Here is a 24,401-nt window from a genome sequence, read left to right on the forward strand (position 1 = left end):
TCGTGAAAGGGCGGTCCATGCTCGACGTACGCGGCCTGAACAAGGTCTACGAGGGTTCCGGACGCCGGGTGGAGGCGGTCCGGGACCTCACCTTCACCGTCGAAGCCGGCGAACTCGTCTGTCTCGTCGGCCCGTCGGGCTGCGGCAAGACGACCCTGCTGAAGTGCATGGGCGGACTGCTCACACCGACGGCGGGCGAAGTGCTGCTGGCTGGGCGGAAGGTGAACGGTCCGCCGCCCGGGATGGCGTTCGTGTTCCAGGAGTACGGGCGCAGCCTCTTCCCCTGGATGCGGGTCGGCGAGAACGTCGAACTCCCCTTGAAGCAGAAGGACTTGAGCAAGGCGCGGCGGCGCGAGCTGGTCGCGGACGCGCTGGAGTCGGTCGGGCTCACGGATGCCGCCGGGGCGTATCCGTGGCAGCTGTCCGGCGGTATGCAGCAGCGGGTCGCGATCGCCCGCGCGCTGGCGTACGAGCCCGATGTCCTGCTGATGGACGAGCCGTTCGCGGCGGTCGACGCGCAGACCCGCGCCGATCTGGAGGATCTCGTACGGGGGCTGTGGCGGGAGCGCGGGATCACGATCCTGTTCGTGACGCACGACATCGACGAGGCCGTGTACCTGGGCGAGCGTGTGGTCGTCCTCTCCGCCTCCCCGACCGTCGTGCAGGAGCAGCTGAAGGTCGATCTGCCCGTCGAGCGGGACCAGTTGCACACCCGGGTGGCCCCGCGCTTCGCCGAGCTGCGGACCCATGTGTACGAGCAGATCCAGTCGGCGAAGCGCGGGACTCTCCCGGTTCAGGACAGGCTCACGAAGTCAGATACGCCTCCACCTCACTGAACTGCCCTGCGGGCCAGCCGGTGTTGGCGGTGATGTTGAGCCGCAGATAGCGCAGGCTCGTGCTGCTCGGCAGGGTCACGGTGACCGTGTTGCCGGTCGCCGGGTCGAAGCGGTAGCCGGCCGAGGCGACCACCGTCGAGTACGCCGAGCCGTCGGTGCTGCCCAGCACGGACAGGGTCTGGGTGCGCGCGCCCCAGGCCGAGGAGGGCGGCAGCTTCAGCACCAGCCTGCGGGCGGCCTGGGCCGAGCCGAGGTCGATGGTGAGGGCCTGCGGGAAGGCGTTGTTGGTGGACTCCCAGTAGGAGTTCGCGTCGCCGTCGACCGCTTTGCCGGGCGTGTAGACGTCCTGCGAGCCGGTCGCGGTGGCCGGGCGGCCCTTGGCCAGGTTGGCGTTCGGGTCCGGGGGCGGGTTGCCCTGGCCCGGCTGCGGCCAGGTCGAGCAGTCCGACCAGGTGCTGCTCCAGCCGGAGTTGCCGCCGCCGTCGGTGAGGTTGAAGGTGCCCGAGCCGGACGGATAGGGGCAGTTGTAGATGCCCGCCGAACCGACGCCGGTGGCCTGGACGTTGCTGAACTTCGCCGCGCCCTGCGCCTCGGCCTGGACGACGACCGTGCCGGTGTTCTGCACGCTCGCGCCACTCACCGTGACGCTGCCGGTCGAGTAGCCGTGACCGCCGCCGGACACGAACTCGAAGGCGCTGTAAGGGCTGTTGGTGATCGTCGTGTTGGTGATGTTGACCGTGGCGTTGATGGCGCTGTCGTACGAGTCGACGCGCAACGCACCCATCGGGTGGTTCCAGTTGGGGTTTATCGCACCGGTGCGGACGAGTGTGTTGCCGTCGACGGTGATGGTGCCGGCGAGAGGGGAGAACGGGTCGAGGAACTTCTGGTTGGAGATCGCGATGCCGCTGCCGAGGGCATTGGTGTCGGAGACCAGGTTGTTCTTGACCGCGATGTCGGTGCCGCCGTAGATCGCGATGCCGTTGGCCAGGTTCGGCTGGGTGATGGTGTTGTTCTCGAAGCTGCTGTTGGTGTCGGGCGAGTAGAGCGACCACATGGCGAGCGCGTCGTCGCCGTTGTTGCGCAGGAAGTTGTTCCGGACGCGGACACCGCGGGCGTTGCCGTTGAGGTTGAGGCCGTCGGCGGTGGTGTCGAGGATGCGGTTGCTCTCCACGACGAGGTTGTCGTTGTTGCCGGTCAGCCAGAGGCCCACCTTGAGGTGCTGGATCCACATGCCGGAGACGCTGGAGTTCGGCCCCAGTGAGCCGTTGACGAAGTTGTCCGGGTTGGAGTCGACGCGTTCGGTGACCTCCCCGATGACCGCGAAGTCCTTGATGTGGACGCCGCCTGAGGAGCTGGACTGGTCTATGAAGCGCGAGGTGTGCACGACCGAGTACCAGCTGCCGGCTCCCTGGAGCGTCACGTTCTGGACACCGCTCAGGGACGAGGTGAGCCGGTAGTCGCCCGGCGGGATCCAGACCACTCCCCCTTGGGCCGCCGAGATGGCGTCGCGGAAGGCCTGGGTGGAGTCCCCCTGGCCGCTGGGGTCGGCTCCCTTGGAGGTGACGGAGACCGATCCGGCGGGCTGCGCGGCGGCACCGGCGACCTGCTCGAAGTCGGCGACATCGACGGTGACTTGGGGGGAGGTGGCCTGGAAGGCGACCTTGTCGCCCGCCTGCACGTTCTGGCCGAGCAGCAGCCGGGCGTTGTCGAAGAGGTGATGGGTCTTGGCTCCGGCGATCCAGGAGGTGTCGACGTACGAGTACTTGGAGGTGACGGCGAGCGTCTTGGCGAGCTTGGTGCCGTTGACGTAGACGTCGAGGGTGCCCGACTGGCCGTCGGGGACGCTGTACGACACGTTCACCGCGTTGGCCGCGCGCGGCACGGTGAACTCGACGCGCTGGCCGGCGGTCAGCCGAACGGCCTGCCGCCCGGAGGCCTCCGAGGCGAGGGTGCCCTGGGTGTAGTCGGGGCCGATCTTCGTGCCCGTGGAGGTGGCGGACTCGGCCTCGACCGAGGTGAAGGGCAGGTCGGCGCCCGCGGCCGTCACCGCGGAGTGGGCGGGGGCGGCACCGAGCATCCCGGCGGCGAGGGCGACGGCGGCAGCGCAGGCGAGTGGCATGCGCCGGGTGGACCGCCGGGTAAGCCCGGCGAGTGGCATGCGCCTGACAGATCTGGTGCTGTGCATGTGCTGATCCCTTCGTGGTGGGGGTGCGGGATAGCGGTTGCGGTGTGGCGGTCTCAGGCGCGCAGCCAGACCGCCGTGTCCTGCGGGAGCAGCCCGTCGGCGTCCAACGGGCCACTGCTGAGCAGAAGTCGGGTGTGTTCCGGGAGCCCGGCCGGACGGTCGGTGAGATTGACGGCGCAGAGCAGACCGTCCGTGCGGCTGAAGGCGAGGACGCCGTCCGGTGCGGGCAGCCAGGTGAGCGGACCGTCGCCGAAGCCCGGTTCGCTGCGGCGGATGCGGAGCGCCGCACGGTAGAGGCTGAGCATCGAGCCGGGGTCCTCTGCCTGGCCGTCGGCCGCGTACGCGGGCCAGTCGGCGGGCTGGGGAAGCCAGGGCTCGCCGCCGAATCCGGCGTACGGGGCGTCGGTCGCCCACGGCAGCGGGACCCGGCACCCGTCGCGGCCGGGGTCCGTGCCGCCGGAGCGGAAGTGCATCGGGTCCTGGATGCTCCGGAGTGGCAACTCCACCTCGGGCAGGCCGAGTTCCTCGCCTTGGTAGACATAGACGGAACCGGGCAGCGCGAGCGAGAGCAGGGCGGCGGCGCGCGCCCGCCGGGTGCCGAGGGCGAGGTCGGTCGGGGTGCCGAAGGCCTTCGCGGCGAAGTCGAAGCCGGTGTCCGTGCGGCCGTAGCGGGTGACGGTGCGGGTCACGTCGTGGTTGCACAGCACCCAGGTGGCGGGCGCACCCACCGGAGCGTGCTCGGCGAGGGTCTCGTCGATCGACGTACGCAGTCGCCGCGCGTCCCAAGGGCAGGACAGGAAGGAGAAGTTGAAGGCGGTGTGCAGTTCGTCGGGGCGCAGATAACGGGCGAAGCGTTCGGTGTCCGGGAGCCAGACCTCGCCGACGAAGATGCCGTCGTAGGTGTCGGCGACCGCGCGCCAGGAGCGGTAGATGTCGTGGAGTTCGTCGCGGTCGACATACGGGTGCGGGTCGCGGCCCTCGACGAAGTCCGGCAGGTCCGGGTCCTTGGCGAGCAGCGCGGCCGAGTCGATGCGGACGCCCGCGACGCCCCGCTCGAACCAGAAGCGCAGGACGTCCTCGTGTTCCTGCCTGACCGCCGGGTGCGCCCAGTTGAGGTCGGGCTGCTCGGGGGTGAAGAGGTGGAGGTACCAGTCGCCGTCGGGGAGCCGGGTCCAGACCGGTTCGGCGGAGCCCGCGAACTGGGACGGCCAGTCGTTGGGCGGGAGTTCGCCGTGTTCGCCGCGTCCGGGTCGGAAGTGGAAGAGCTCGCGCTCGGGGCCTCCGGCCAAGGCGGCCTGGAACCAGGGGTGTTGTTCGGAGACGTGGTTCGGCACGATGTCGACGAGGGTGCGGATGCCCAGCTCCCGTGCCTCGGCGATGAGTTTCTCCGCCTCGGCGAGCGTCCCGAAGGCCGGGTCGATCGCGCGGTAGTCGGCGACGTCGTAGCCGCCGTCGGCCATGGGCGAGAGGTACCAGGGGTTGAACCACAGGGCGTCCACGCCGAGTTCGGCGAGGTACGGGAGTCTGGCGCGGACGCCCGCGAGGTCGCCGGTGCCGTCGCCGTCGCCGTCCGCGAAGCTGCGGACGTACACCTGGTAGATGACGGCGGAGCGCCACCACTGGTCCTGAACGCGAGCAGGGGAAAGCTGTCCCACGGTGCCTGCCTTTCACTGGAGAGCGTGCCGTCAGCCCTTTCGCGCTGTCAGCCCTGGGTGCTGTCAGCCCTTGGTGCCGCCCGTGCTGATCCCGGCGATGATGTGCCGCTGGAACACCAGGAACATCACGACCATGGGGATGCTCGCGATCACCATCGCGGCGATGAGCACGGTCAGCGGGATGTTCTGGGACAGCTGGACGAGTGCCACGCTGATGGGCTGCTTGTCGGTGTCGGAGAAGACCATCAGCGGCCAGAGGAAGTCCTGCCAGACGGCGACCAGGGCGAAGATCGACACGACTCCCAGGACGGGCCGGGACATCGGGAGCACGATCGACCACAGGGTGCGCAGCCGTCCGGCGCCGTCGATCTCGGCGGCCTCCAGGACATCGCGGGGGATCTGGTCGAAGAACCGCTTGAGCAGATAGAGGTTGAAGGCGTTGGCCACGGCGGGCAGCCAGATGCCGAGCGGGTCGTTGAGCAGACTGGTGTGGATCAGCGGCAGATCGGCGACGGTCAGGTACTTGGGTACGACCAGGGCCTGGGCCGGGACCATCAGCGTGGCGAGGATGCCGCCGAGGATCACCTTGCCGAAGGCGGGCTTCAGCTTGGAGAGGGCGTATGCGGCTGCCGTACAGAACACGAGTTGCAGCAGCCAGGCGCCGGTGGCCTGCACCACGGTGTTCCACAGGTGGGTGGGCAGGTCCATCAGGTCCCAGGCGTCGGTGTAGCCGCCGAGGCTCCAGTGCTGGGGAACCAGCGTCGGGGGTGTGCGCGCGACCTCGTCCGGCGACTTCATGGCGCCGGTCACCATCCAGTAGACGGGGAAGAGGAAGGAGAGCGCGAAGAGCAGGACGACGCCCGCGAAGACGGTCCAGTAGAGGGCCTTGCCACGGGGGCGGGCGAGGGCGAGCGGCGAGACCAGGGTGCGGGTGCTCATACGTCCTCCCCTGCCGATCGGGTCAGCCGCAGATAGACCGCCGAGAAGGCGCTGAGCAGGACGAGCAGCATGACGCTCAAGGCACACGCCCCTCCGAAGTCGTTGTAGAGGAAGGCGTACTTGTAGATCAGGTACAGGACCGTCACGGTCGCGTTCTCGGGTCCGCCGCCCGTGATCACGAAGGGCTCCGTGAACACCTGCATGGTGGCGATGATCTGAAGGAGCATCAGCATGAGGATGATGAACCGGGTCTGCGGGATCGTCACATGGCGGATGCGCTGCCAGATGTTCGCGCCGTCCAGTTCGGCCGCCTCGTACAGCTCGCCGGGGATGCTCTGCAGGGCGGCCAGGTAGATGAGGACGGTGCCGCCGAGGTTGGCCCAGGTGGCGACGACGACCAGCGAGACGAGGGCGGTGTCGGCGCCGTTGGACCAGTTCGAGGTGGGCAGGTGCAGGTAGCGCAGCGCCTCGTTGGCGAGGCCCGCTCCGGGGTCGTAGAACCACTTCCACAGCAGGGCGCTGACCACCGGCGGGATCATCACCGGCAGATAGACCACGACCCTGAAGAAGGCTTTGGCGTGCCGGAGTTCATTGAGCACCAGTGCCATCACGAAGGGGACGGCGAAGCCGATGAGCAGGGCGAGGAGGGTGAAGGTGAGGGTGTTGCGCCAGGCGGCAGTGAACTCCGGGTCGTGGAAGACGCGGGTGAAGTTGGCGGTGCCGACCCACTCGGCGCCGGAGCCGGGCGTGTACTTCTGGAAGGCGATCACGACCGCGCGGATCGCCGGGTACCAGGAGAACAGCGCGAAGCAGAGCAGGCCGCCGATCAGGAAGGCGTAGGCGCGGGACTGGTCGGCCAGGCGCCGGCGCCACGGACCCCCGGTCCGGCGCCCGGCCGACCGCGGCACCTCCGGCGCGCCGAGGGCGGCCGGAGGGAGCGCTACGGGCTTCGATGCGGTCTTCATACCCGGTGTCAGGCCCGGGCCAGGATCGAGTCGATCTTGCCGGAGGCGTCCTTCAGCAGCTGGTCGATGTCGGCGTCCTTCTTGGTGAGGACCGCGGAGACGGCGCTGTCGAGGACGGAGTAGATCTGCTGGGCCTGCGGCGGCTCGATCTTCATCTGGAGGCTCTGGTTGCCGTCGAGGAAGGCCTGGTAGTTCTCGACGGGCACATTGGCGTTGGCCTTCTTGACCTGCTGGTCCTTGGCGTCGGCGGCGCCGGTGAACAGGCGCGGCTCGGGCAGGCCCACGGGCGCGTTGTTCTGCTTGGCGCGGGCGTAGTCGCCGAGGAATCCCTTGCCGGGCGTCAGGAACATGTGGTCGAGCCACTTCAGGCCGGCCTTGATCTGTGCCGGGGTGTCGTTCTTGTTGAACATGTAGCCGTCGCCGCCGATGAGCGTGCCCTTGCCGCCCGGCATCGGGGCGAGTGCCAGGTCCTTGTAGTTGCCGCCCTTCTCCTTGACCAGGATCGGGATGTTGTCGGGCGCGGAGAGGTACATGCCGAGCTTGCCGGAGCCCATCATCTGCTGGACGTCATTGATGACGAGGAGCTGTTTGCTGCCCATGGAGTTGTCGCTCCAGCGCATGTCCTTGAGGTTCTGCAGGACGGCCTTGCCCTCGGGGGTGTCGATGGTGGCCTTCTTGCCGTCCTCGCTGACGACGTTGCCGCCCTGCGAGTAGAGCTCGGCCGTGAAGTGCCAACCCCCCTGGTTCTGGGCGCTGTAGTCGGCGTAACCGACGGTGCCCTTGCCCAGCGCGGCGATCTTCTTGGCGTCGGCGCGCACCTCCTCCCAGGTCGCCGGAGGCTTGTCGGGGTCGAGGCCCGCCTGCTCGAAGAGCTTCTTGTTGTAGATCAGGCCCATCGAGTAGCCGGTGCGCGGGACGCCATAGATCTTGCCGTCGACGGTGTAGATGTCACGCAGCTGCTGCTGGATGGTGCCGTAGCTCTTGAGGTCCTTGACGTAACGGGTGATGTCGGCGGCCTGGTTGACGTCGACGACGTGCCCCGCGTCGGTGAAGTACGTGTAGAAGACGTCCTCCATCTGGCCGCCGGCGAGTTTGGCGTCGAACGTCTTGGGGTCCTGACACGGGAACGCGTCGTGCGCGACGACGTCGATGTCCGGGTTGGCCTTCTCGAACGCCTTGATGTCGGCCTCGAAGAACGAGCGGTCGACCTTGGCGCTCTTGGGCGGCATGCAGTTGACGGTGATACGGGTCTTTCCGTCGGCCGTGTCGTCGCTCGAACCGCAGGCGGTGAGCGCGAGGGAGGACGCCATGAGCATGACGAAGGTACGGCGGAACCCGGTGCTTCTCATCGGTGGACCCCTTTGGGCAGGAGCGAGGAAGGCCCACGGCGGCACGCGGGGAGCGCACGCCGCCGTGTCTGGCGCCGCACACTCAAGCACCGCCGACATCTGTCCGCAAGATGTCGCGCAGAATCTGTAATTATTTGACAGCCGACCGGATCTCAGTGGCGGGGAGCTTGCGCGGTGGACCCTCGCACCACCAACTCAGGCTCGAACAGCAGCTCTTCGGCGGTGACACTGCTCCCGCCGATCTGCGCGTTGAGCAACTCCACCGCGGCGCGCCCCATGGCCTCGATGGGCTGACGAACCGTGGTCAGCGGGGGTTCGGTGCAGTTCATGAAGGCGGAGTCGTCGTAGCCGACGACCGACACATCGGCCGGCACCACGAGCCCCTTGCGCCGGGCCGCGCGTACCGCGCCGAGCGCCAAGGGGTCGCTGGCGCAGATGATGCCCGTGACGCCCCGCTCCAGCAGCCGCGTCGCGGCCGCCTGGCCGCCCTCCAGGGAGAACATCGAGCGCGCCACGTGATCGTCGGGCAGCTCGACACCGCCGGCCGAGGCCAGCGCACGCGCCGCCGCCAGCTTCCGCTGCGACGGCATGTGATCGCCCGGGCCGAGGACGAACCCGATGCGCTCGTGGCCGAGCGAGGTCAGGTGGCGCCAGGCCTGTTCGACCGCCACGGCGTCGTCGCAGGAGACACAGGGGAAGCCCAGATGCTCGATCGCCGCGTTGACCAGCACCACCGGGATGTTGCGGTCCGCGAGCCGCCGGTAGTGGTCGTGCGGCGCGTCGGCCTGCGCGTACAGACCGCCCGCGAACACCACGCCGGAGACCTGCTGCTGGAGCAACAGGTCGACATAGTCCGCCTCGGAGACACCGCCCTTGGTCTGCGTGCACAGGACCGGGGTGAGCCCGAGCTGCGCGAGCGCCCCGCCGATCACCTCGGCGAACGCCGGGAAGATCGGGTTCTGCAGCTCGGGCAGCACGAGGCCCACGAGCCGCGCGCGTTCACCGCGCAGCTGCGTGGGCCTCTCGTAGCCGAGGACGTCGAGGGCGGAGAGCACCGCCTGCCGGGTGGCGTCGGAGACTCCGGGCTTGCCGTTGAGCACCCGGCTGACCGTGGCCTCACTGACTCCGACCTTCTTGGCCACCTGAGCAAGTCGTCGCGTCATGCGCGCAAGAATAGCGCAAGAAATGCAAGCCGCTTGCGTAATGGAACAAGCGTCAGGAGGACTCCCCCACCGCGATCCGCGCCGCAGGGATCTCTAACGAGCCGCCCAGAGACCGCGGACATGGCCGAGGTGGCGGGTCATCACTTCTCGTACGGCGGCCTCGTCACGGGCCAGGAGCGCGTCGAGGAGTTCGAGGTGCTCCTCCGCGGAGGACTGCAAGCGGCCCGCCTCGACCAGGGCGTTGAGCCCGTAGAGGCGGGACCGCTTGCGCAGGTCGCCGACGACCTCGACCAGGTGGGCGTTGCCCGCGAGGGCGAGCAGGCCGAGGTGGAAGCGGATGTCGGCCTCGACGTAGGCGATGAGGTCGCCGGCCGCCGCCGCGGTCACGATCTCCCGGGCGGCCGGGCGCAACGCCTCCAGAGAGACGGCGTCCGCGGTGGTGGCCAGCTCCACCACGGTGGGGATCTCGATGAGCGAACGGATGTGGGTGTACTCGTCGAGCTGCTTCTCGGAGACCGCGGTGACCCGGAAGCCCTTGTTGGGCACCGTGTCCACCAGGCCCTCCTTGGCGAGGTCGAGCATGGCCTCGCGCACCGGCGTCGCCGACACACCGAAGCGGGCGGCGAGCGTCGGCGCGGAGTAGACCTCGCCGGCGCGCAGCTCGCCCGCGATCAGCGCGGCCCGCAGCGCGTCGGCGACGCGCTCGCGATAGCTGCTCTTCTTTCCCCCCAGCGTGGGCAGGGCGGGAGCGGCGGAGGGTGCGCTGCTGCGCTGGGCGGCCATGGGGAGTCTCCTCGTACGGGCCGATCCGTCGTCTCCTCGCACCGGCCATGTGCAATATCACGTGCTACCAGTATCTACGCGGCGGAGAGCATCGTGACAGTGCGGGTCCTGGCAGGGACTGGGAGGACCGGCCGGGGCCCGCGGGTCCAGAGGGGTCTGGACGGGTCTAGAGGACGAAACCGGCCGGGAACGGGTCGGTCGGATCGAGCAGGTACTGGGCGGTGCCGGTGATCCAGGCCCGGCCGGTGAAGCTGGGCAGCACGGCGGGGATTCCGGCGACCTCGGTGGTGCCGAGCAGTCGTCCGGTGAACTGGGTCCCGATGAAGGACTCGTTGACGAACTCGGTGTGCAGCGGGAGTTCGCCGCGGGCGTGCAGCTGGGCCATGCGCGCGCTGGTGCCCGTACCGCAGGGTGAGCGGTCGAACCAGCCGGGGTGGATCGCCATCGCGTGCCGCGAGTAGCGGGCGGTGGCGCCGGGCGCGTACAGGTGGACGTGGTGGCAGCCGCGGATCGACGGGTCCTCGGGGTGGACGGGCTCGTCGTCGGCGTTGATGGCGTCCATCAGCGACAGACCGGCGGCGAGGATGTCGTCCTTGCGGGAGCGGTCGAAGGGCAGCCCGAACTGCTCCAGCGGCAGGATCGCGTAGAAGTTGCCGCCGTACGCGAGGTCGTAGGTCACCGTCCGCCCGTCGGCGAGCGTGGCCTTGCGGTCGAGGCCCACGGAGAAGGACGGCACGTTCTTCAGGGTCACCGCCTTGGCGGCGCCGTCCTCGACCGCGACCTCGGCGACGACCAGGCCCGCCGGGGTGTCGAGCCGGATGGTGGTGACCGGCTCGACGACCTCGACCATGCCGGTCTCCACGAGCACGGTCGCGACACCGATGGTGCCGTGCCCGCACATCGGGAGGTAGCCGGAGACCTCGATGTAGATCACGCCGTAGTCGCAGTCGGGGCGGGTGGGCGGCTGGAGGATGGCGCCGCTCATCGCCGCGTGGCCGCGCGGCTCGTTCATCAGGAGCTGTTTGATGTCGTCGCGGTGCTCACGGAAGTACAGCCGGCGCTCGTTCATGGTCGCGCCGGGGATCGTGCCGATGCCGCCGGTGATCACCCGGGTGGGCATGCCCTCGGTGTGCGAGTCGACGGCGTGCAGGACGAGTTTGCTACGCATGACACTCCTGATGGATCGAGAGCGGTGGGGATCAGGCGAGACCGGCGGCGACGGCCCGGTCGGTGGCTTCGCGGACGGCGGCCTCCTGCTCGGGCAGCAGCGGGACGCGCGGCGGGCGGACCGGACCGCCGTGCCGGCCGACGATGTCCATGGACAGCTTGATGGCCTGCACGAACTCGACCTTGGAGTCCCAGCGCAGCAGCGGGTGCAGCTGACGGTAGAGCTTGCCCGCCGTGTCGAGGTCGCCGTCGACGGCGGCGCGGTACAGCTCGACGCTCGCGCCGGGCAGCGCGTTCGGGTATCCGGCGACCCAGCCCTTGGCGCCCGCGACGGCGAGCTCCAGCAGGACGTCGTCCGCGCCGATCAACAGGTCGAGTCCCGGGGCGAGTTCGGCGATTTGGTAGGCCCGGCGGACATCGCCGGAGAACTCCTTGACGGCGTGGATGTATCCCTCCTCGTGCAGCTTGGCGAGGAGTTCGGGCACCAGGTCGACCTTGGTGTCGATCGGGTTGTTGTACGCGACGACCGGGACGCCCGCCTTGGCAACCTCCTCGTAGTGGGCGAGGACGGAGCGCTCGTCGGCACGGTAGGCGTTCGGCGGCAGCAGCATCACGGCCCCGCAGCCCGCGTCCTTGGCCTGCTCGGCCCAGCGGCGGGCCTCGGCGGAGCCATAGGCGGCGACACCGGGCATCACGCGCGAACCGCCGATGGCGGCGACGGCCGTCTGCACGACCTTCACGCGTTCCTCCGGCGTGAGCACCTGGTACTCACCGAGCGAGCCGTTGGGTACGACGCCGTCGCAGCCGTTCTCGACGAGCCAGGCGCAGTGTTCGGCGAACTTGTCGTAGTTGACGGAGAGGTCGTCGTTCAGCGGGAGCGCGGTGGCGACGAGGACTCCGCGCCAGGGGCGGTTCTCGGTGGTGGCGGTCATGAGAGAGATCCCATCTCAATAGGGTGTGACATTTTACTGGTGCTGAGGGGTGTCGGCGAGAGGCCGTACGGCTGTTGCGGCTGTTGCGGCTGTCGCGACTACGGCCGCACGACGGAGGTCAGTCGGCTTCGGGCTCCCCGGAAGGCTCCGGGGACGACTCCCCGGCCCGCGCGAGGACGCCGAGCGGCACCGGGCGGGCCAACAGCCGCCGCGCCGCCTGTTGTTCGCACCCGGTGAGTCCCGCGACCGCGGGCTCGCACATCCGGCCCTGGCACCAGCCCATCCCGGCGCGGGTGAGCAGCTTCACGGTCCGTACATCGCCCGCACCGAGCTCGGCGACGGCCGCACGGATCTCGCCGCCGGTGACCTCCTCGCAGCGGCACACGACGGTGTCGTCGGTGACCTGGTCCGTCCAATGCGCGGGCGGCGCGTACACGGTGTCGAGCGCGGCGATGAACTCCCGCGTCCTCGTACGGGACCTGTCGACCGCGACCCATGCGCGCGCGTCGGGTTCCGTGCCGGTGAGCCTGGCGGCGATGGAACGGCCGGCGATATGGCCCTCGGCGAGCGACAGCGCGGAGCCGCCGATGCCGGTGGTCTCGCCGGCGGCCCAGACGCCGGGCACGTCGGTGCGCTGCTCGTCGTCGACGTACACCTTCAGTCCGTCGATGCGGCAGCCGAGCGACTCGGCGAGATCGGTGTGCGGGAGCATGCCGTGCCCGACGGCGAGCGTGTCACAGGGGATGCGCCGGGCGGTGCCGGGCCGGACGCGCCCGCCCTTGTCGAGCGCGGCGACGGTCACGGCGTCGAGCCGTGCGTCGCCGTGCGCCTCGACGACGGTGTGCCGGGGGATGAACCTGATGCGGTGGCGCAGGAGTTGGGCGGCGTACTGGGCACCCTCGGCGACCTTGCCGGGCTGGGCGGCCAGCGCTGTCGCCTTCCGCGCGAACGCCTTGGGGTCGGCGGACTCGACGAGCGCGGCCACCTCGACGCCCGCCGCGGCCAGCCCGGTCGCCACGGGCAGCAGCAACGGCCCGGTCCCGGCCACCACGGCGGTCCGACCCGGCACGACGAGCCCGCCCTTGAGCATGGCCTGCGCCCCACCCGCGGTGACGACACCGGGGAGGGTCCAGCCGGGGAAGGGCAGCACCTTCTCGTAGCCACCGGTGGCGAGGAGGACGGCGTCGGCGTGGACGGTGGCCGGCTTCTCCTGCTCCGGGCCCAGCAGCGCGTGCACGGCAAAGCCCTCGGACCGCCGTTCCACACACCAGACATGATGGTCCGTCAGTTGATGGATGGTGTCCGCCGCGGCGAGCCCGTCCCGCAGCCGCTCCCACGTCCGCCACTGGTGGTGCAGCGCCTTCGGACGGCGCGCCCCCAGCCCGCTCGCGGGCTGGCGGTAGAACTGGCCCCCCGCCTGTGCCGCCGAGTCGATCAGTGTGACGCGGATGCCGCGCGCGGCCGCCGCCAGGGACGCGGCGAGCCCCGCCGGGCCCGCGCCGATCACCGCGAGGTGCGGTCGGTCAGTCATGGTGGCCCGTGCCTTCCTGCGTGCGGATCGCGTCGCCCGGTCGCACCGGGATCAGGCAAGCCCGTTGGTTGGGGCGGTCGTTGACGGTGACGAGGCAGTCGAAGCAGACGCCGATGCCGCAGAAGACACCGCGCGGGCGGCCCGCGTCGCGGGTGGTGCGCCAGGACGTGACGCCGGCGGCCCACAGCGCGGCGGCGACGGTCTGGCCGGGCAGCGCCTCGATCTCGCGGCCGTCGAGGGTGACGGTGAACGCGGGCCCCGGCTGGGCCCGGACCAGTTCCCGGGGGTTCACGCGGCCTCCTGGACGAAGCGGTCGGGCCGGAACGGCGCGAGGTCGAGGTCGGTGGTCTTGCCGGCCAGGGCCTGCGCGAGCAGCTGCCCGGTGCCGGTGGCGAGCCCGATGCCCGCGCCCTCGTGCCCGCAGGCGTGGAAGAGACCGGGCACCCGGGGGTCCGGGCCGATCGCGGGAAGGTGGTCCGGCATGTACGGGCGGAAGCCCAGGTAGGTACGGAGGGCGCGGACCTCCGACAGGAACGGGAACAGCCGGGTCGCCCCGGCGGCCAGCGCCCGGACGACCGGCAGTGAGAAGGAGCGGTCGAAGCCGACCCGCTCCCGGCTCGCGCCGATGAGGATCGGCCCCGCGGCCGTCCCTTCCACGACGGGCGACGTCTGCAGCGCCGCCGAGTCACTGGCCACGTCGGCGACATAGTCCGCGGCGTACACCTTGTGCCGCACCATCCTCGGCAGCGGCTCCGTCACGAGGACGAACCCGCGGCGGGGCAGGACGGGGAGCGGGACACCGGCCAGCCCGGCCACCGCCGCGCCCCACGTACCGGCCGCGTTCACGATGGCCGGGGCATGGAGGTCGCCCCGGTCGGTCCGCACGCCGCGCACCGCTCCGTCCGTCGTGCGCAGCACCTCGGTCACGGTCCGCCCGGTCAGCAGCCGGGCCCCCGACGCCCGCACCAGATGGGCGGCGGCCAGGGCGGGCATCACCTGGGTGTCCTGCGGATAGTGCACGGCGCCCGCGAGGCCGGGCGCCAAGTTCGGTTCCAGGTCGTGGAGTTGGCCGGCGGCGACCGATGACGTCAGGACCCCGGCCGCGCGCTGGCCCGCCGCGAAGGTCTCCAGCGCGGCGAGGCCCTCGGGGGTGGAGGCCACGACGACACCACCCTTGGCCTCGTATTCGATCGCCGGTCCGAGACCCTCCTCCGCGAGGTCGGCCCACAGCCGCCCCGACAGCAGGGCGAGGTCGAGCTCGGGCCCGGGCTCCTTGTCGGAGACGAGCAGGTTCCCCTCGCCCGCGCCGGTCGTGCCGCCGGCCACCGGACCGCGGTCCACCAGGGCGACGTCGAGGCCCGCCCGGGCCGCGTACAGGGCGCAGGCCGCGCCGACCATTCCGGCCCCGACGACTACAACATCGCAGGTAAATGCCTTGCTCACATCAGTACTATGTCACATGCTTCTCTTGCTTGGAACAGCCCGGGAACAGTCGACAACACACAGAAGAGGTGCCTGACGTGGCAAAGGGCCGAAAGAACGGTCTGTATCAAGGAGTCTCCGACGAGCTGTCCGCGCTGATGCGGACGGGCTGGGCCGACACGGAGCAGCGCGATCTGCGGCCCATCGAGCAGGCGCCGTACGCGGCCCGCCGACGCGCCGCGCTCTCCGCCCTCTTCCCGGGCGAGCGGCTCGTCATCCCCTCCGGAAGTCTCAAGACACGCTCGAACGACACCCCCTACGCGTTCCGCCCGTACTCGGGCTACGTGCATCTGACGGGCGATCAAGCCCGTGACGGTGCCCTGGTGCTGGAGCCCCGCGCGGACGGCGGCCACGACGCGCACTGCTATCAGCTCCCCCGGGACACCCGGGACAGCGACGAGTTCTGGACGGGCAAGACGGCCGAGCTGTGGATGGGCCGCCGCCGTTCCCTCGCCGAGTCGGAGTCGGTGCTCGGCCTGCCGTGCCGTGACATCCGCACGATCGTCGAGGACCTCAAGGACACGGGCGTACCGACCCGTGTCGTGCGCGGCCATGCCCCCGGGATCGAAGCGGCGCTCACCTCGGACGAGGACCGGGACGCCGACCTGGAGACGGCGGTGTCCGGGCTGCGGCTGGTCAAGGACGCGTGGGAGATCGGTGAGATGCGCCGGGCCGTGGACTCCACGGTCCGTGGATTCACCGACGTGGTACGGGAGTTGTCGCAGGCGGTCGCCACCTCGGAGCGGTGGATCGAGGGCACCTTCTTCCGCCGCGCCCGCGTCGAGGGCAACGACGTCGGCTACGGCTCCATCTGTGCGGCCGGCGAGCACGCCACGATCATGCACTGGACGGAGAACGACGGCCCGGTCCGCCCGGGCGAGCTGCTCCTGCTGGACGCGGGCGTGGAGACCCGCACGCTCTACACCGCCGACGTCACCCGCACCCTCCCGATCAGCGGGACGTTCACCCCGCTCCAACGGGAGATATACGACGCGGTGTACGAGGCCCAGGAGGCCGGCATGGACGCGGTGAAGCCGGGCGCCCGGTACCGCGACTTCCACGAGGCCGCCCAGCGGTCGATGACCGAGCGGCTCGTGAAGTGGGGCTTCATCGAGGGCCCGGCCGAGCGCGCGTACGAGCTCGGTCTCCAGCGCCGGTTCACCATGGCGGGCACCGGTCACATGCTCGGGATCGACGTCCACGACTGCGCCAAGGCCCGCAACGAGGAGTACGTCGACGGGGTCCTGGAGCCGGGCATGGTGCTCACCGTCGAGCCCGGCCTCTACTTCCAGCCTGACGACCTGACCGTGCCCGAACCGTGGCGCGGCATCGGCGTCCGGATCGAGGACGACCTGCTGGTGACGGCGGACGGGTACGAGAACCTGTCGGCCGGGCTGCCCCGCTCGGCCGACGAAGTCGAGGCGTGGATGCGGGAGTTCGCCGGATAGCCGGGTCTCGCCGGGGCCCTCACCTCCCCGAGACCGCTCAGATCCTGCTCTCGGTCGCCGTGTCGGCGGACAGCCGCTGCGCCACGTAGATCGGCACCACCGAGAGCAGGACGAGCACCGCCGCCACGACGTTCACGACCGGTGCCTGCTGGGGCCGGGTCATGTTGTTGAAGATCCAGATCGGCAGGGTCTCGATCCCGGGCCCGGCCGTGAATGTCGTCACCACGATCTCGTCGAAGGAGAGCGCGAAGGCGAGCAGCGCGCCCGCGAGGAGCGCCGAGCGGATGAGCGGGAAGGTGACGTCGACGAAGGCCCGGAAGGTGTCCGCGCCCAGGTCCATCGCGGCTTCCTCGTAGGTGCCGGACGTACGGCGCAGTCGGGCGACGACGTTGTTGAAGACGACGACGATGCAGAAGGTGGCGTGACCGACGATCACGGTGAACATGCCGAGGCCGACGCCGAGCGGCTCAAGTACCGTACTGAAGGCCGAGTTGAGCGCGATGCCCGTGACGATGCCGGGCAGCGCGATCGGCAGGACGACCACGAAGGAGATGGCGTCGCGGCCGAAGAAGCGGTGCCGGCCGACCGCGAAGGCGACCAGCGTGCCGAGCACGAGGGCGATGGCGGTGGCGCCGAGCCCCGCCTTGACGGAGGTCCAGAGCGCCGCGCGGGCGCCCTCGTTGTCCCAGGCGACCGACCACCAGTGGAAGGTCAGGCTGGAGGGCGGCCAGCTCGCGCTGCGGTCCGGGTTGAAGGAGTTGATCAGGACGAGCGCGAGCGGCACGTAGATGATCGCGAAGCCGAGCCCGGCGGCGAGGCGCAGCGCGATGCGCGCGGAACGGGAGAGTTGCACAGCGGGCTCCTCAGAGGCTGCTCAGGGCGCCCGTGCGGCGCATCGCGAGCAGGTACAGCACGATGACGACGACCGGGACCGTGCCGAGCGCGGCGGCCATGGGCAGGTTCAGTTCGATGTTGGAGTAGACGAGGTTGCCGATGAGCTGGGTCTTGCCGCCGACGATCTGCACGGTGATGTAGTCGCCGAGGCTGAGCGAGAAGGTGAAGACCGAGCCCGCGGCGACGGCCGGCAAGACCATCGGCAGCACCACCGAGCGGAAGGTGCGCACGGGCCGCCCGCCCAAGTCCGCCGACGCGTCGAGCAGGTTGGCGGGCAGCTGCTCCAGTGCCGCGTGGATCGGCAGGATCATGTACGGCAGCCACAGGTACGTCAGCGCGATGACCGCCGCGGGCAGTCCGAACCCGGGTCCGCTCAGCCCGAAGGGCTCCAGCATCCAGTCGGCGAGGCCTCCCTGAGAGAGGATCAGCCGCCAGGCGTACACCTTGACGAGGTAACTCGCCCACAGCGGGGTGAGGATGGCGACCACGAGCAGCGGGCGCCACTTGGGCCGGGCGATGCGGGCCGTGTAGAAGGCGACCGGGAAGGCGATCACCGCGCACAGGACGGTGACCGCGAGGGCGACGCCGATGCTGCGCAGGATCACCTGCCGGAAGACCGGTGTCGTGAACAGCGCGTGGAAGTTGTCGGTCGACCAGACCTTCACCACCTCGGAGGTGAAGGAGTTGGTCGTCCAGAACGCGGAGACGAACAGCACGGCCAGTGAGCCGAGGTAGAGCACGGCCAGCCAGAGCAGCGGCGCGGTGAGGAGCAGGGACAGCCGCAGCCGGGAGTGCCGGTGCAGGGTCCCGGCGAGCCGCCGGACGGGGGACCGTCCGGCGGCCTGCGTGGTGGACGTCATGTGTCGCTCAGCCCTTGATCTCGGTCCAGGCCTGGACCCACTTGGCGTACGGCACGCACTTGACGTCGGTGCGGCCGTCGAGGCACTGCTCGATGGGCGTGTTCCAGAAGGCGATGTTCTTCCAGTAGCTCTCGTCGGAGGCGTGGTAGGTGTCGCAGAAGGACTTGTCGCTGGTCTCGGCGCAGGCCTTGGAGTTGGCGGGTGCCTCACCGAAGTACTCGGCGACCTGGGCGTTCACCTTCGGGGAGATGATCCAGTCCGCCCACTTGTAGGCGCAGTTGGGGTGCTTGGCCTTGGCGGAGATCATCCAGGTGTCCGACCAGCCCGTGGAGCCCTCCTTGGGCACGAAGGCCTTCACCTTGGCGCCCTCGTCGGCGGCGAGGTTGGCGATGACCTGCCAGGTGGTGCCGACCACGGAGTCACCGCTCTTGAAGGCGGAGATCTCCTTGAGGTAGTCGCTCCAGTACTCCCCCACGTTCGCGCCCTGCTTCTTCAGCAGGGCGACGGCCGCGTCGAACTGTGTCTGGTCCAGCGCGTAGGGGTCCTTGATCTTCAACTCCGGCTTGGTCGCCTTGAGATAGAGCGCCGCGTCGGCGATGTAGATCGGCGAGTCGTACGCCGTCACATGGCCCTTGTACTTCGAGGCGTCGTCGAAGACGGCCGCCCAGGAGGTGGGGGCGGGCGTGACCTTCTGCGTGTTGTACATCAGCAGGTTGGCGCCGCGGCCGTGCGGGATGCCGTACATCTGGCCGTCGACGGAGTTCCAGGCGCCGTTCTTCAGGCCGCTGAAGACGTCCTTGTAGTTCGGTACGAGGGCGGTGTTGACCGGGGCCGCGTCGCCGGAGGCGATGAGGCGCAAAGACGCGTCGCCGGACGCGGACACGGCGTCGTACTGGCCGGTCTTCATCAGCTTGACCATCTCGTCGGAGCTGGCGGCGACCTTGGAGTTGACCTGACAGCCGGTCTGCTTCTCGAAGTCGCTGACCCAGTCGACCTTGGGGTCGTTCGAACCGTCCTCGACATAGCCGGCCCACGCGATGAGGTTGACCTGGCCCTCGGTCTTGCCGAGCTTCGACTGCGCTTTGAGGTCGGGCGGGTTGAGCCCGGTCGACGAGGAGGAGCCGCCCGAGTCGGACGATCCGCAGGCGGAGGCCGCGAGGAGCACCGCGACTGCGGCGGCGGCCTGAAGGGTTCGGGTGAGGCGCACGACGTACTCCATACCTGATGGGGACTGAGCGTGATGGGGACCGAGCGTGGGGGGCGGTGGGGGGCGGTCAGCGGGGGTCGGGGACCTTGAAGGTGTGGCCTCGGCGCCACTGGAGGCGGACCCGGGTGCCGCGGTAGGCGGCGACGTCCTCGGAGGTGGTCTCCAGGTTCTGCTGGAGCGCGGTGAGGCGTCCGCCGGCGTCGAGATCCACCAGGAAGCGGGTGGAGTCACCCAGATAGACGACCTCGACGACGGTGCCGACGGCGGTGGAGTGCTCCGGCTCGTCGGCCTCGGCGGACTCCTTCAGAACCCGGATCTTCTCGGGCCTGATGCTGTACGTGCCCGGGGCGCCGACGACCTGCTGCGCGGACTGGCCTTCGAGCAGGTTGGACGTGCCGACGAAGCCGGCGACGAAGGCCGAGGCGGGGCGCTCGTAGATCTCGGCCGGGGTGCCGACCTGCTCGATGCGGCCCTGGTTGAAGACGGCGATGCGGTCGCTCATCGTCAGGGCCTCCTCCTGGTCGTGGGTGACGAAGACGAAGGTGATGCCGACCTCGCGCTGGATCGCCTTGAGCTCGACCTGCATCTGCTCGCGCAGCTTGAGGTCGAGGGCGCCGAGCGGTTCGTCGAGCAGCAGCACCCGGGGGCGGCCGACGAGGGCGCGGGCGAGTGCGACGCGCTGGCGCTGGCCCCCGGAAAGCTGGCTCGGGCGCCGCCTGCCGAACCCTTCGAGGCGTACGTCGGCGAGCGCCTTGCGGGCCCGCACCAGCCGCTCGGCCTTGGGCACCTTGCGGACCTTGAGGCCGTAGGCGACGTTCTGTTCCACGGTCATGTGCGGGAACAGCGCGTAGTCCTGGAAGACGGTGTGCACATCCCGCTCGAAGGGGGCGAGCCCGGTGACCTCCTGGCCGGCCAGCTCGATCCGCCCGGAGGTGGGGGTCTCGAAGCCCGCGATCATGCGCAGGACGGTCGTCTTCCCGGAGCCGGACGGGCCGAGCATCGAGAAGAACTCGCCGTCGGATATCTCCAGGTCGACTCCGGCCACCGCGGTCGTCTCGCCGAACGACTTCCGCAGATCCTGCAGCCGGATCGTGCTTCCCTCCATGGGCGGGAACCTTTCTGGTGCACTCTTACGTTGACCGGAAAGATATGAAGTCATAGTTCAAAGCTCAAGACCCCCTTATGGTAAAGGTTGAGTCAACGCACAAGGTGGTGGTCGTGAAGCAACACATGGACAATGGCGCCCGGAGGGCCATCTTCACCCCGCTGGACAATCGGGCGCGAGTGGAGACGGTCGTCCGCAGGCTCAGTGATGCCATAGAGCTCGGGCTGCTCTCCGACGGGGAGCAACTGCCCGGCGAGATGGAGCTGGCCGGGCAGCTCGGCGTGTCCACGGTCACCCTGCGCGAGGCGCTCATGGCGCTGCGGCAGCAGGGACTGGTCACCACGCGCAGGGGGCGTGGCGGCGGAAGCTTCGTGTCCCTCCCCGAGGACCCCGGCGAGGAGCGGCTGAAGGCCCGGCTCGCCGGCTGGAGCACCGAGGAGCTGCGCGACCTGGGCGACCACTGGGCCGCCTTGTCGGGCACGGCCGCACGGCTGGCCGCGGAGCGCACGGAACCGGACGATCTTCAGCAGCTGCGCCGCACCCTCGAAGCACTGTCGACCGCCGCGGACGCGGCGGCGCGCAGCCGTGTCTACGGCCGGTTTCATGTCGAGCTCGCCGCGGCGGCGCAGTCGGCCCGGCTGACCCGTGAACAGGTCGCGCTCCAGACGGAAGTGGGCGCGCTGTTGTGTCTCGTGCTCGGGGACGACGAATACCGTGAAGAAGTGGCCGACCGTCACCGCTCCGTAATCTCGGCGGTGCAAGATGGGGCCCACGATTCGGCCAGAGCCCTGGCCGAGCGGTGCGTGCAGGATTCGACGGCGCGGCTCATCGCCCTGCGTCTGTCGATGCCGCGCGCCGCGTCCGGTCCCCGTCCGCTGGAGGGCACCCATGAGCAGGAGCCCCGGCCTGGCGGGCGCCGCGGCGGCGACGCTTGACGCGACGCCCGAGGCGGCCGTCGCCGCCCAGGTCCGCTCCACGCTGGAGGCCGTGTTCGAGGCGGTGGCCGAGACCCGTACCGACACCGCGAGGCTGCTCGCCCGGGTCGCCGCGCAGAACCGGCGCCCCGCGACCGTGGATCTGGCCGCACTGCGCCCGGGGCTCCATCTCCGGCTCACCCGGCAGGAGTTGGTGTCGGGCGCCGGATTCGTCGCGGCGCCGGGGCTGCTGAGTGACGTACCGGCGTGGCTGGAGTGGTGGCAGCAGGGCTCCGACGGGGACGTACGGCCGCTGCTGCTCGACCTCGATCCGGAGCACTCCGCGTACTCCGACTACACGCACTGGGACTGGTTCGCCCTCCCCCGCGACACCGGGCAGCGCGCGGTCGCCGGGCCCTATGTGGACTACCTGTGCTCCGACGAGTACAGCCTGACGCTGTCCGCGCCCGTGCAGGTGGAGGGACGGTTCGTCGGGGTCGCCGCGGCCGACGTGTATCTGCGGCACTTCGAGAACGCCGTCGTCCCGCTGCTCCAACGGCTGCCGGGGGCGGCCCACTTGGTGAACGCGCGGGGCCGGGTGGCCGCGTCCGCCGATCCCGCGCATCTGGCCGGATCGCTCACCAAGGGCCCGGACTTCGGTGCCGTACTGGCGTCGGCGCGGACCGCGCGCTTCGACCGGATGCGGCTGGTGCCGTGCGACGGCGTTCCGCTCGTGCTCGTGGTGCTGGACGACTGAGCCCCGCCGTACGGCACGGCCGAGGACACCCGGCCGTGCGCACCGCCGCGAAGACGCCAACCGCCCGCCCCCGCGGGCTCACACCGCCCGCAGCTCCGCCGCTCCGTTGCGCGTCTTGCGGACCTTGCGCGGTCCGGCCGCCGCCTGCCGCGTCTCGCGCAGGACCAGCGTCATCCGCGTATAGCCCATGTCCCGGAGGGTCTTGGGCGTGTCGTCGACGATCCGGCACTCCGTGCTGCCCCAGCGCGGCTCGGGGTGCACCAGCGGGCGTACGGCGCCGTCGTGCTCGACGGCGCCCGGGCCGACCGCGCGGATCCAGTGCGGCAACCCGTGCCGGTAGGCGGCGTCCATGATCGGGTCCTGGGCGATGTCCCGGCGGATCGACTGGAGTCCGCGGTCCTGGCCGTGGAGCTCCACGGCGGCCGCGAAGTGGGCCAGCATCGGCAGGCACCAGCTCGACTCGTGGTCGCCGAGGACCGTGGCCGCGTCCGGATGGAAGAGCACGAACCGAAGGAAGTTGTCGCCGGGCATGGCCGTCGGATGGGGGCCGACGCCGTCGAAAAGTGTCTCGAACGCGGCGTTGGACAGCACGACGTCCCAGCGGTGATCGAAGACGACGGAGGGGAACGGGACGGCTTCTAAGAGGGCGGCGTAGTCCTGGAGATACGCCTGAGCTTCGAGACTCTCGGGGACAGGTCGCGGCTGGGACCGCTGCCTTCCTGCCTGGTACGCCATCGGGAGGTCACCCCTCTTGCCTCTGCGGCCTTCACGCGGCGCCCCGATCCTGCTGCCCAGGGCACAGGCGTGTCAACTATCGTGGCATTTGGCGCCTGTTGACGGCTGAATCTCGCCACAGTTGTGGCGAGACCTGGATGTGAGTTCGAGCAAGCCGCTAGTCTCCGGTTGGTTCCTGACCTTCGCGTCCGGATGATCGGTTCCCGACCCTCACACCCGGACGGTTCCTGACTTTCGTGAGCGAGACCTGAGAGAGACGTAGGAGATCTGTCGGTGACGGATGGCTTCGAAGTTCCGGGCGCCACGGCGACGGTTCTGCTGCAGGCCGTCGTGGCCCGGGTCACCGCACTCGCCGACCGGCTCGGTGTGCAGCACGCCGAGGTCTTCGACGTCAAGCGCCTGTCGGCCGAGTCCGGCGTCCCCGAACCCGTGGTGAAGGCCCTGCTGAGCGGCCGCCCCGCCGGGGAGCCCGACCTGCAGGCCCGCTTCCTGCAACGCCTGGACCTGCTGCGCCGCACCCGGCTCAAGCCCAACGGACGCCGGTACACCCAGCAGGAGATCGCCGACGGCGCCGGCATGTCGCGCCAGCAGGCGGGCGCCCTCATCAACGGCGACCGGCGCCCCACCATGGAGCACTGTGACGCCATCCAGCGCTTCTTCCGGGTCCATGCCGGGTTCCTGACGGCCGAGGACTCCGAGGCGCTCGTGGGCGCCCTCCAGCGCTCGGAGCAGGAGCTCCTGCAGCGACTCGCCGACCGCGAGCGCGCGGCGGCCTCCGTCGTGAACGACCCGCTGGAGCGGCTGCTCCTGGACCACGGCGTCCGCGGAATCGCCTGGCGGGCCGCGCAGTTGCCCACCGACCAGCACCGGGACAAGGTCGCCGAGTGGCTGGACATGCTCTTGGAGAGCGTCAAGCGGCCCGAGTCGTGAGCCGGGGGAGAACTGTGGGCATCGGAAGGGAAATGCGCCGCCTGTGCGGCGAGTTGGTCGCGGAGCTCTCGCTCCCGGCACCGGCGGAACCCGCCGAGCTGTACGCGGCGCTGTGCGACGCGATGAGCAGACGCCGCGGCCGTCCCGTCCAGTTCCGTACGGCCGCGTTCCCGCCCGGCACCGCCAGCGGGCTGTGGCTCGACATGGCCGAGCAGGACCTCGTCGTCATCGAGGAACGCACCGCGCCCGACCACCAGTTGGTGATCCTCGGTCATGAGCTGTGGCACATGAAGGCCGGGCACTGCAGTCACCATGTCGAGGGCGCGGCCGTCGCGGCCCGCTTGCTCAGCGACCACGCGGACCTCCAGGCGACCGTCCTGAAGGTGGCCGCGCGCACCCACTTCGACCTCGACAACGAGAAGGAGGCCGAGAGCTTCGGTCTGCTGCTCGCCAGCAAGTGCCGTACGTGGCTGGCCGGTTCGTCGTTGCGCCAGCCGGTGAGCCGGGACGGTCTGGCCGGCCGGATCGAGGCGTCCCTGGGCTACCGGGGCACGCAGGGCTGAG

General features: G+C 70.1%; 23 protein-coding genes. 6 read left to right on the forward strand and 17 right to left on the reverse strand.

Annotation, left to right across the window (positions count from 1 at the left end; translation table 11 throughout):
* Nucleotides 1-17: 17 nt before the first annotated feature.
* A complete protein-coding gene (locus OIC96_RS06360; protein WP_330308850.1) occupies nt 18-836 on the forward strand; it encodes an ABC transporter ATP-binding protein in 819 nt (272 codons plus the stop codon).
* On the opposite strand, the gene OIC96_RS06365 is transcribed toward OIC96_RS06360, so the two are convergent.
* The 12 genes from OIC96_RS06365 to OIC96_RS06420 all read right to left on the reverse strand — a co-directional run bounded on the left by OIC96_RS06365 (nt 805) and on the right by OIC96_RS06420 (nt 14,948).
* A complete protein-coding gene (locus OIC96_RS06365; RefSeq protein WP_330308849.1) occupies nt 805-2,955 on the reverse strand; it encodes a discoidin domain-containing protein in 2,151 nt (716 codons plus the stop codon). The two genes, OIC96_RS06360 and OIC96_RS06365, sit on opposite strands and share 32 nt — an antisense overlap.
* 119 nt (nt 2,956-3,074) lie before the next feature.
* On the reverse strand, nt 3,075-4,676 hold the full coding sequence (locus OIC96_RS06370; protein WP_330308848.1) for a glycoside hydrolase family 13 protein: 1,602 nt from the start codon (nt 4,674-4,676) through the stop codon (nt 3,075-3,077).
* A gap of 63 nt (nt 4,677-4,739) precedes the next feature.
* The gene (locus OIC96_RS06375; protein ID WP_330308847.1) at nt 4,740-5,615 is read right to left on the reverse strand and encodes a carbohydrate ABC transporter permease; all 876 of its coding nucleotides are present in this window, start codon (nt 5,613-5,615) and stop codon (nt 4,740-4,742) included.
* Nucleotides 5,612-6,580 carry a carbohydrate ABC transporter permease gene (locus OIC96_RS06380; RefSeq protein ID WP_330308846.1) on the reverse strand — a complete coding sequence of 323 codons (969 nt, stop codon included), beginning with the start codon at nt 6,578-6,580 and terminating at the stop codon, nt 5,612-5,614. Before OIC96_RS06380 ends, OIC96_RS06375 begins: the two co-directional genes overlap by 4 nt.
* A gap of 8 nt (nt 6,581-6,588) precedes the next feature.
* Nucleotides 6,589-7,929: an ABC transporter substrate-binding protein gene (locus OIC96_RS06385; RefSeq protein ID WP_330308845.1), complete on the reverse strand. Its 1,341-nt coding sequence runs from the start codon at nt 7,927-7,929 to the stop codon at nt 6,589-6,591.
* A 152-nt stretch (nt 7,930-8,081) separates the two neighbouring features.
* The gene (locus OIC96_RS06390; protein WP_330308844.1) at nt 8,082-9,092 is read right to left on the reverse strand and encodes a LacI family DNA-binding transcriptional regulator; all 1,011 of its coding nucleotides are present in this window, start codon (nt 9,090-9,092) and stop codon (nt 8,082-8,084) included.
* A 93-nt stretch (nt 9,093-9,185) separates the two neighbouring features.
* A complete protein-coding gene (locus OIC96_RS06395) occupies nt 9,186-9,875 on the reverse strand; it encodes a GntR family transcriptional regulator (RefSeq protein ID WP_330308843.1) in 690 nt (229 codons plus the stop codon).
* 166 nt (nt 9,876-10,041) lie between these two features.
* A complete protein-coding gene (locus OIC96_RS06400) occupies nt 10,042-11,043 on the reverse strand; it encodes a proline racemase family protein (RefSeq protein WP_330308842.1) in 1,002 nt (333 codons plus the stop codon).
* Nucleotides 11,044-11,074: 31 nt separating this feature from the next.
* Nucleotides 11,075-11,974: a dihydrodipicolinate synthase family protein gene (locus OIC96_RS06405; RefSeq protein WP_330308841.1), complete on the reverse strand. Its 900-nt coding sequence runs from the start codon at nt 11,972-11,974 to the stop codon at nt 11,075-11,077.
* Nucleotides 11,975-12,092: 118 nt separating this feature from the next.
* Complete coding sequence (locus tag OIC96_RS06410) at nt 12,093-13,505, reverse strand: NAD(P)/FAD-dependent oxidoreductase (protein ID WP_330308840.1); 1,413 nt, start codon at nt 13,503-13,505, stop codon at nt 12,093-12,095.
* Complete coding sequence (locus OIC96_RS06415; protein ID WP_330308839.1) at nt 13,498-13,797, reverse strand: (2Fe-2S)-binding protein; 300 nt, start codon at nt 13,795-13,797, stop codon at nt 13,498-13,500. Before OIC96_RS06415 ends, OIC96_RS06410 begins: the two co-directional genes overlap by 8 nt.
* Entirely contained in the window at nt 13,794-14,948 is a 1,155-nt protein-coding gene (locus OIC96_RS06420; protein ID WP_330308838.1) for an NAD(P)/FAD-dependent oxidoreductase, read from the reverse strand. The genes OIC96_RS06415 and OIC96_RS06420 overlap by 4 nt, the downstream gene beginning before the upstream one ends.
* Before the next feature lie 77 nt (nt 14,949-15,025).
* Here OIC96_RS06420 and OIC96_RS06425 point away from each other — a divergent pair, with 77 nt between their 5' ends.
* Nucleotides 15,026-16,435 carry an aminopeptidase P family protein gene (locus tag OIC96_RS06425; protein WP_330308837.1) on the forward strand — a complete coding sequence of 470 codons (1,410 nt, stop codon included), beginning with the start codon at nt 15,026-15,028 and terminating at the stop codon, nt 16,433-16,435.
* A gap of 37 nt (nt 16,436-16,472) precedes the next feature.
* On the opposite strand, the gene OIC96_RS06430 is transcribed toward OIC96_RS06425, so the two are convergent.
* The 4 genes from OIC96_RS06430 to OIC96_RS06445 form a co-directional block, all read right to left on the reverse strand.
* Nucleotides 16,473-17,288, reverse strand: a complete 816-nt coding sequence (locus OIC96_RS06430) for an ABC transporter permease (RefSeq protein ID WP_330308836.1) — start codon at nt 17,286-17,288, stop codon at nt 16,473-16,475.
* A gap of 10 nt (nt 17,289-17,298) precedes the next feature.
* Complete coding sequence (locus OIC96_RS06435; RefSeq protein ID WP_330308835.1) at nt 17,299-18,189, reverse strand: ABC transporter permease; 891 nt, start codon at nt 18,187-18,189, stop codon at nt 17,299-17,301.
* Between the two features lie 7 nt (nt 18,190-18,196).
* Entirely contained in the window at nt 18,197-19,396 is a 1,200-nt protein-coding gene (locus tag OIC96_RS06440) for an ABC transporter substrate-binding protein (RefSeq protein ID WP_330308834.1), read from the reverse strand.
* A gap of 67 nt (nt 19,397-19,463) precedes the next feature.
* A complete protein-coding gene (locus OIC96_RS06445) occupies nt 19,464-20,501 on the reverse strand; it encodes an ABC transporter ATP-binding protein (RefSeq protein WP_330308833.1) in 1,038 nt (345 codons plus the stop codon).
* Between the two features lie 77 nt (nt 20,502-20,578).
* On the opposite strand from OIC96_RS06445, the gene OIC96_RS06450 reads away from it, so the two are divergent.
* Both OIC96_RS06450 and OIC96_RS06455 read left to right on the forward strand, forming a co-directional pair.
* Nucleotides 20,579-21,436, forward strand: a complete 858-nt coding sequence (locus tag OIC96_RS06450) for a FadR/GntR family transcriptional regulator (protein WP_443058306.1) — start codon at nt 20,579-20,581, stop codon at nt 21,434-21,436.
* Complete coding sequence (locus OIC96_RS06455; RefSeq protein WP_330308832.1) at nt 21,390-22,172, forward strand: cache domain-containing protein; 783 nt, start codon at nt 21,390-21,392, stop codon at nt 22,170-22,172. The genes OIC96_RS06450 and OIC96_RS06455 overlap by 47 nt, the downstream gene beginning before the upstream one ends.
* Before the next feature lie 78 nt (nt 22,173-22,250).
* Here OIC96_RS06455 and OIC96_RS06460 read toward each other — a convergent pair whose 3' ends face one another.
* Nucleotides 22,251-22,907 carry an MmyB family transcriptional regulator gene (locus tag OIC96_RS06460; RefSeq protein WP_330308831.1) on the reverse strand — a complete coding sequence of 219 codons (657 nt, stop codon included), beginning with the start codon at nt 22,905-22,907 and terminating at the stop codon, nt 22,251-22,253.
* A gap of 273 nt (nt 22,908-23,180) precedes the next feature.
* Here OIC96_RS06460 and OIC96_RS06465 point away from each other — a divergent pair, with 273 nt between their 5' ends.
* Both OIC96_RS06465 and OIC96_RS06470 read left to right on the forward strand, forming a co-directional pair.
* Nucleotides 23,181-23,837: a helix-turn-helix domain-containing protein gene (locus OIC96_RS06465; protein ID WP_330308830.1), complete on the forward strand. Its 657-nt coding sequence runs from the start codon at nt 23,181-23,183 to the stop codon at nt 23,835-23,837.
* A gap of 32 nt (nt 23,838-23,869) precedes the next feature.
* A complete protein-coding gene (locus OIC96_RS06470; protein WP_330310366.1) occupies nt 23,870-24,400 on the forward strand; it encodes a toxin-antitoxin system, toxin component in 531 nt (176 codons plus the stop codon).
* The last annotated feature ends 1 nt before the right edge of the window (nt 24,401 follow it).

Origin of the sequence: Streptomyces sp. NBC_00775 (assembly GCF_036347135.1) — a bacterium.
Classification (GTDB): Bacteria; Actinomycetota; Actinomycetes; order Streptomycetales; family Streptomycetaceae; genus Streptomyces; species Streptomyces lutosisoli.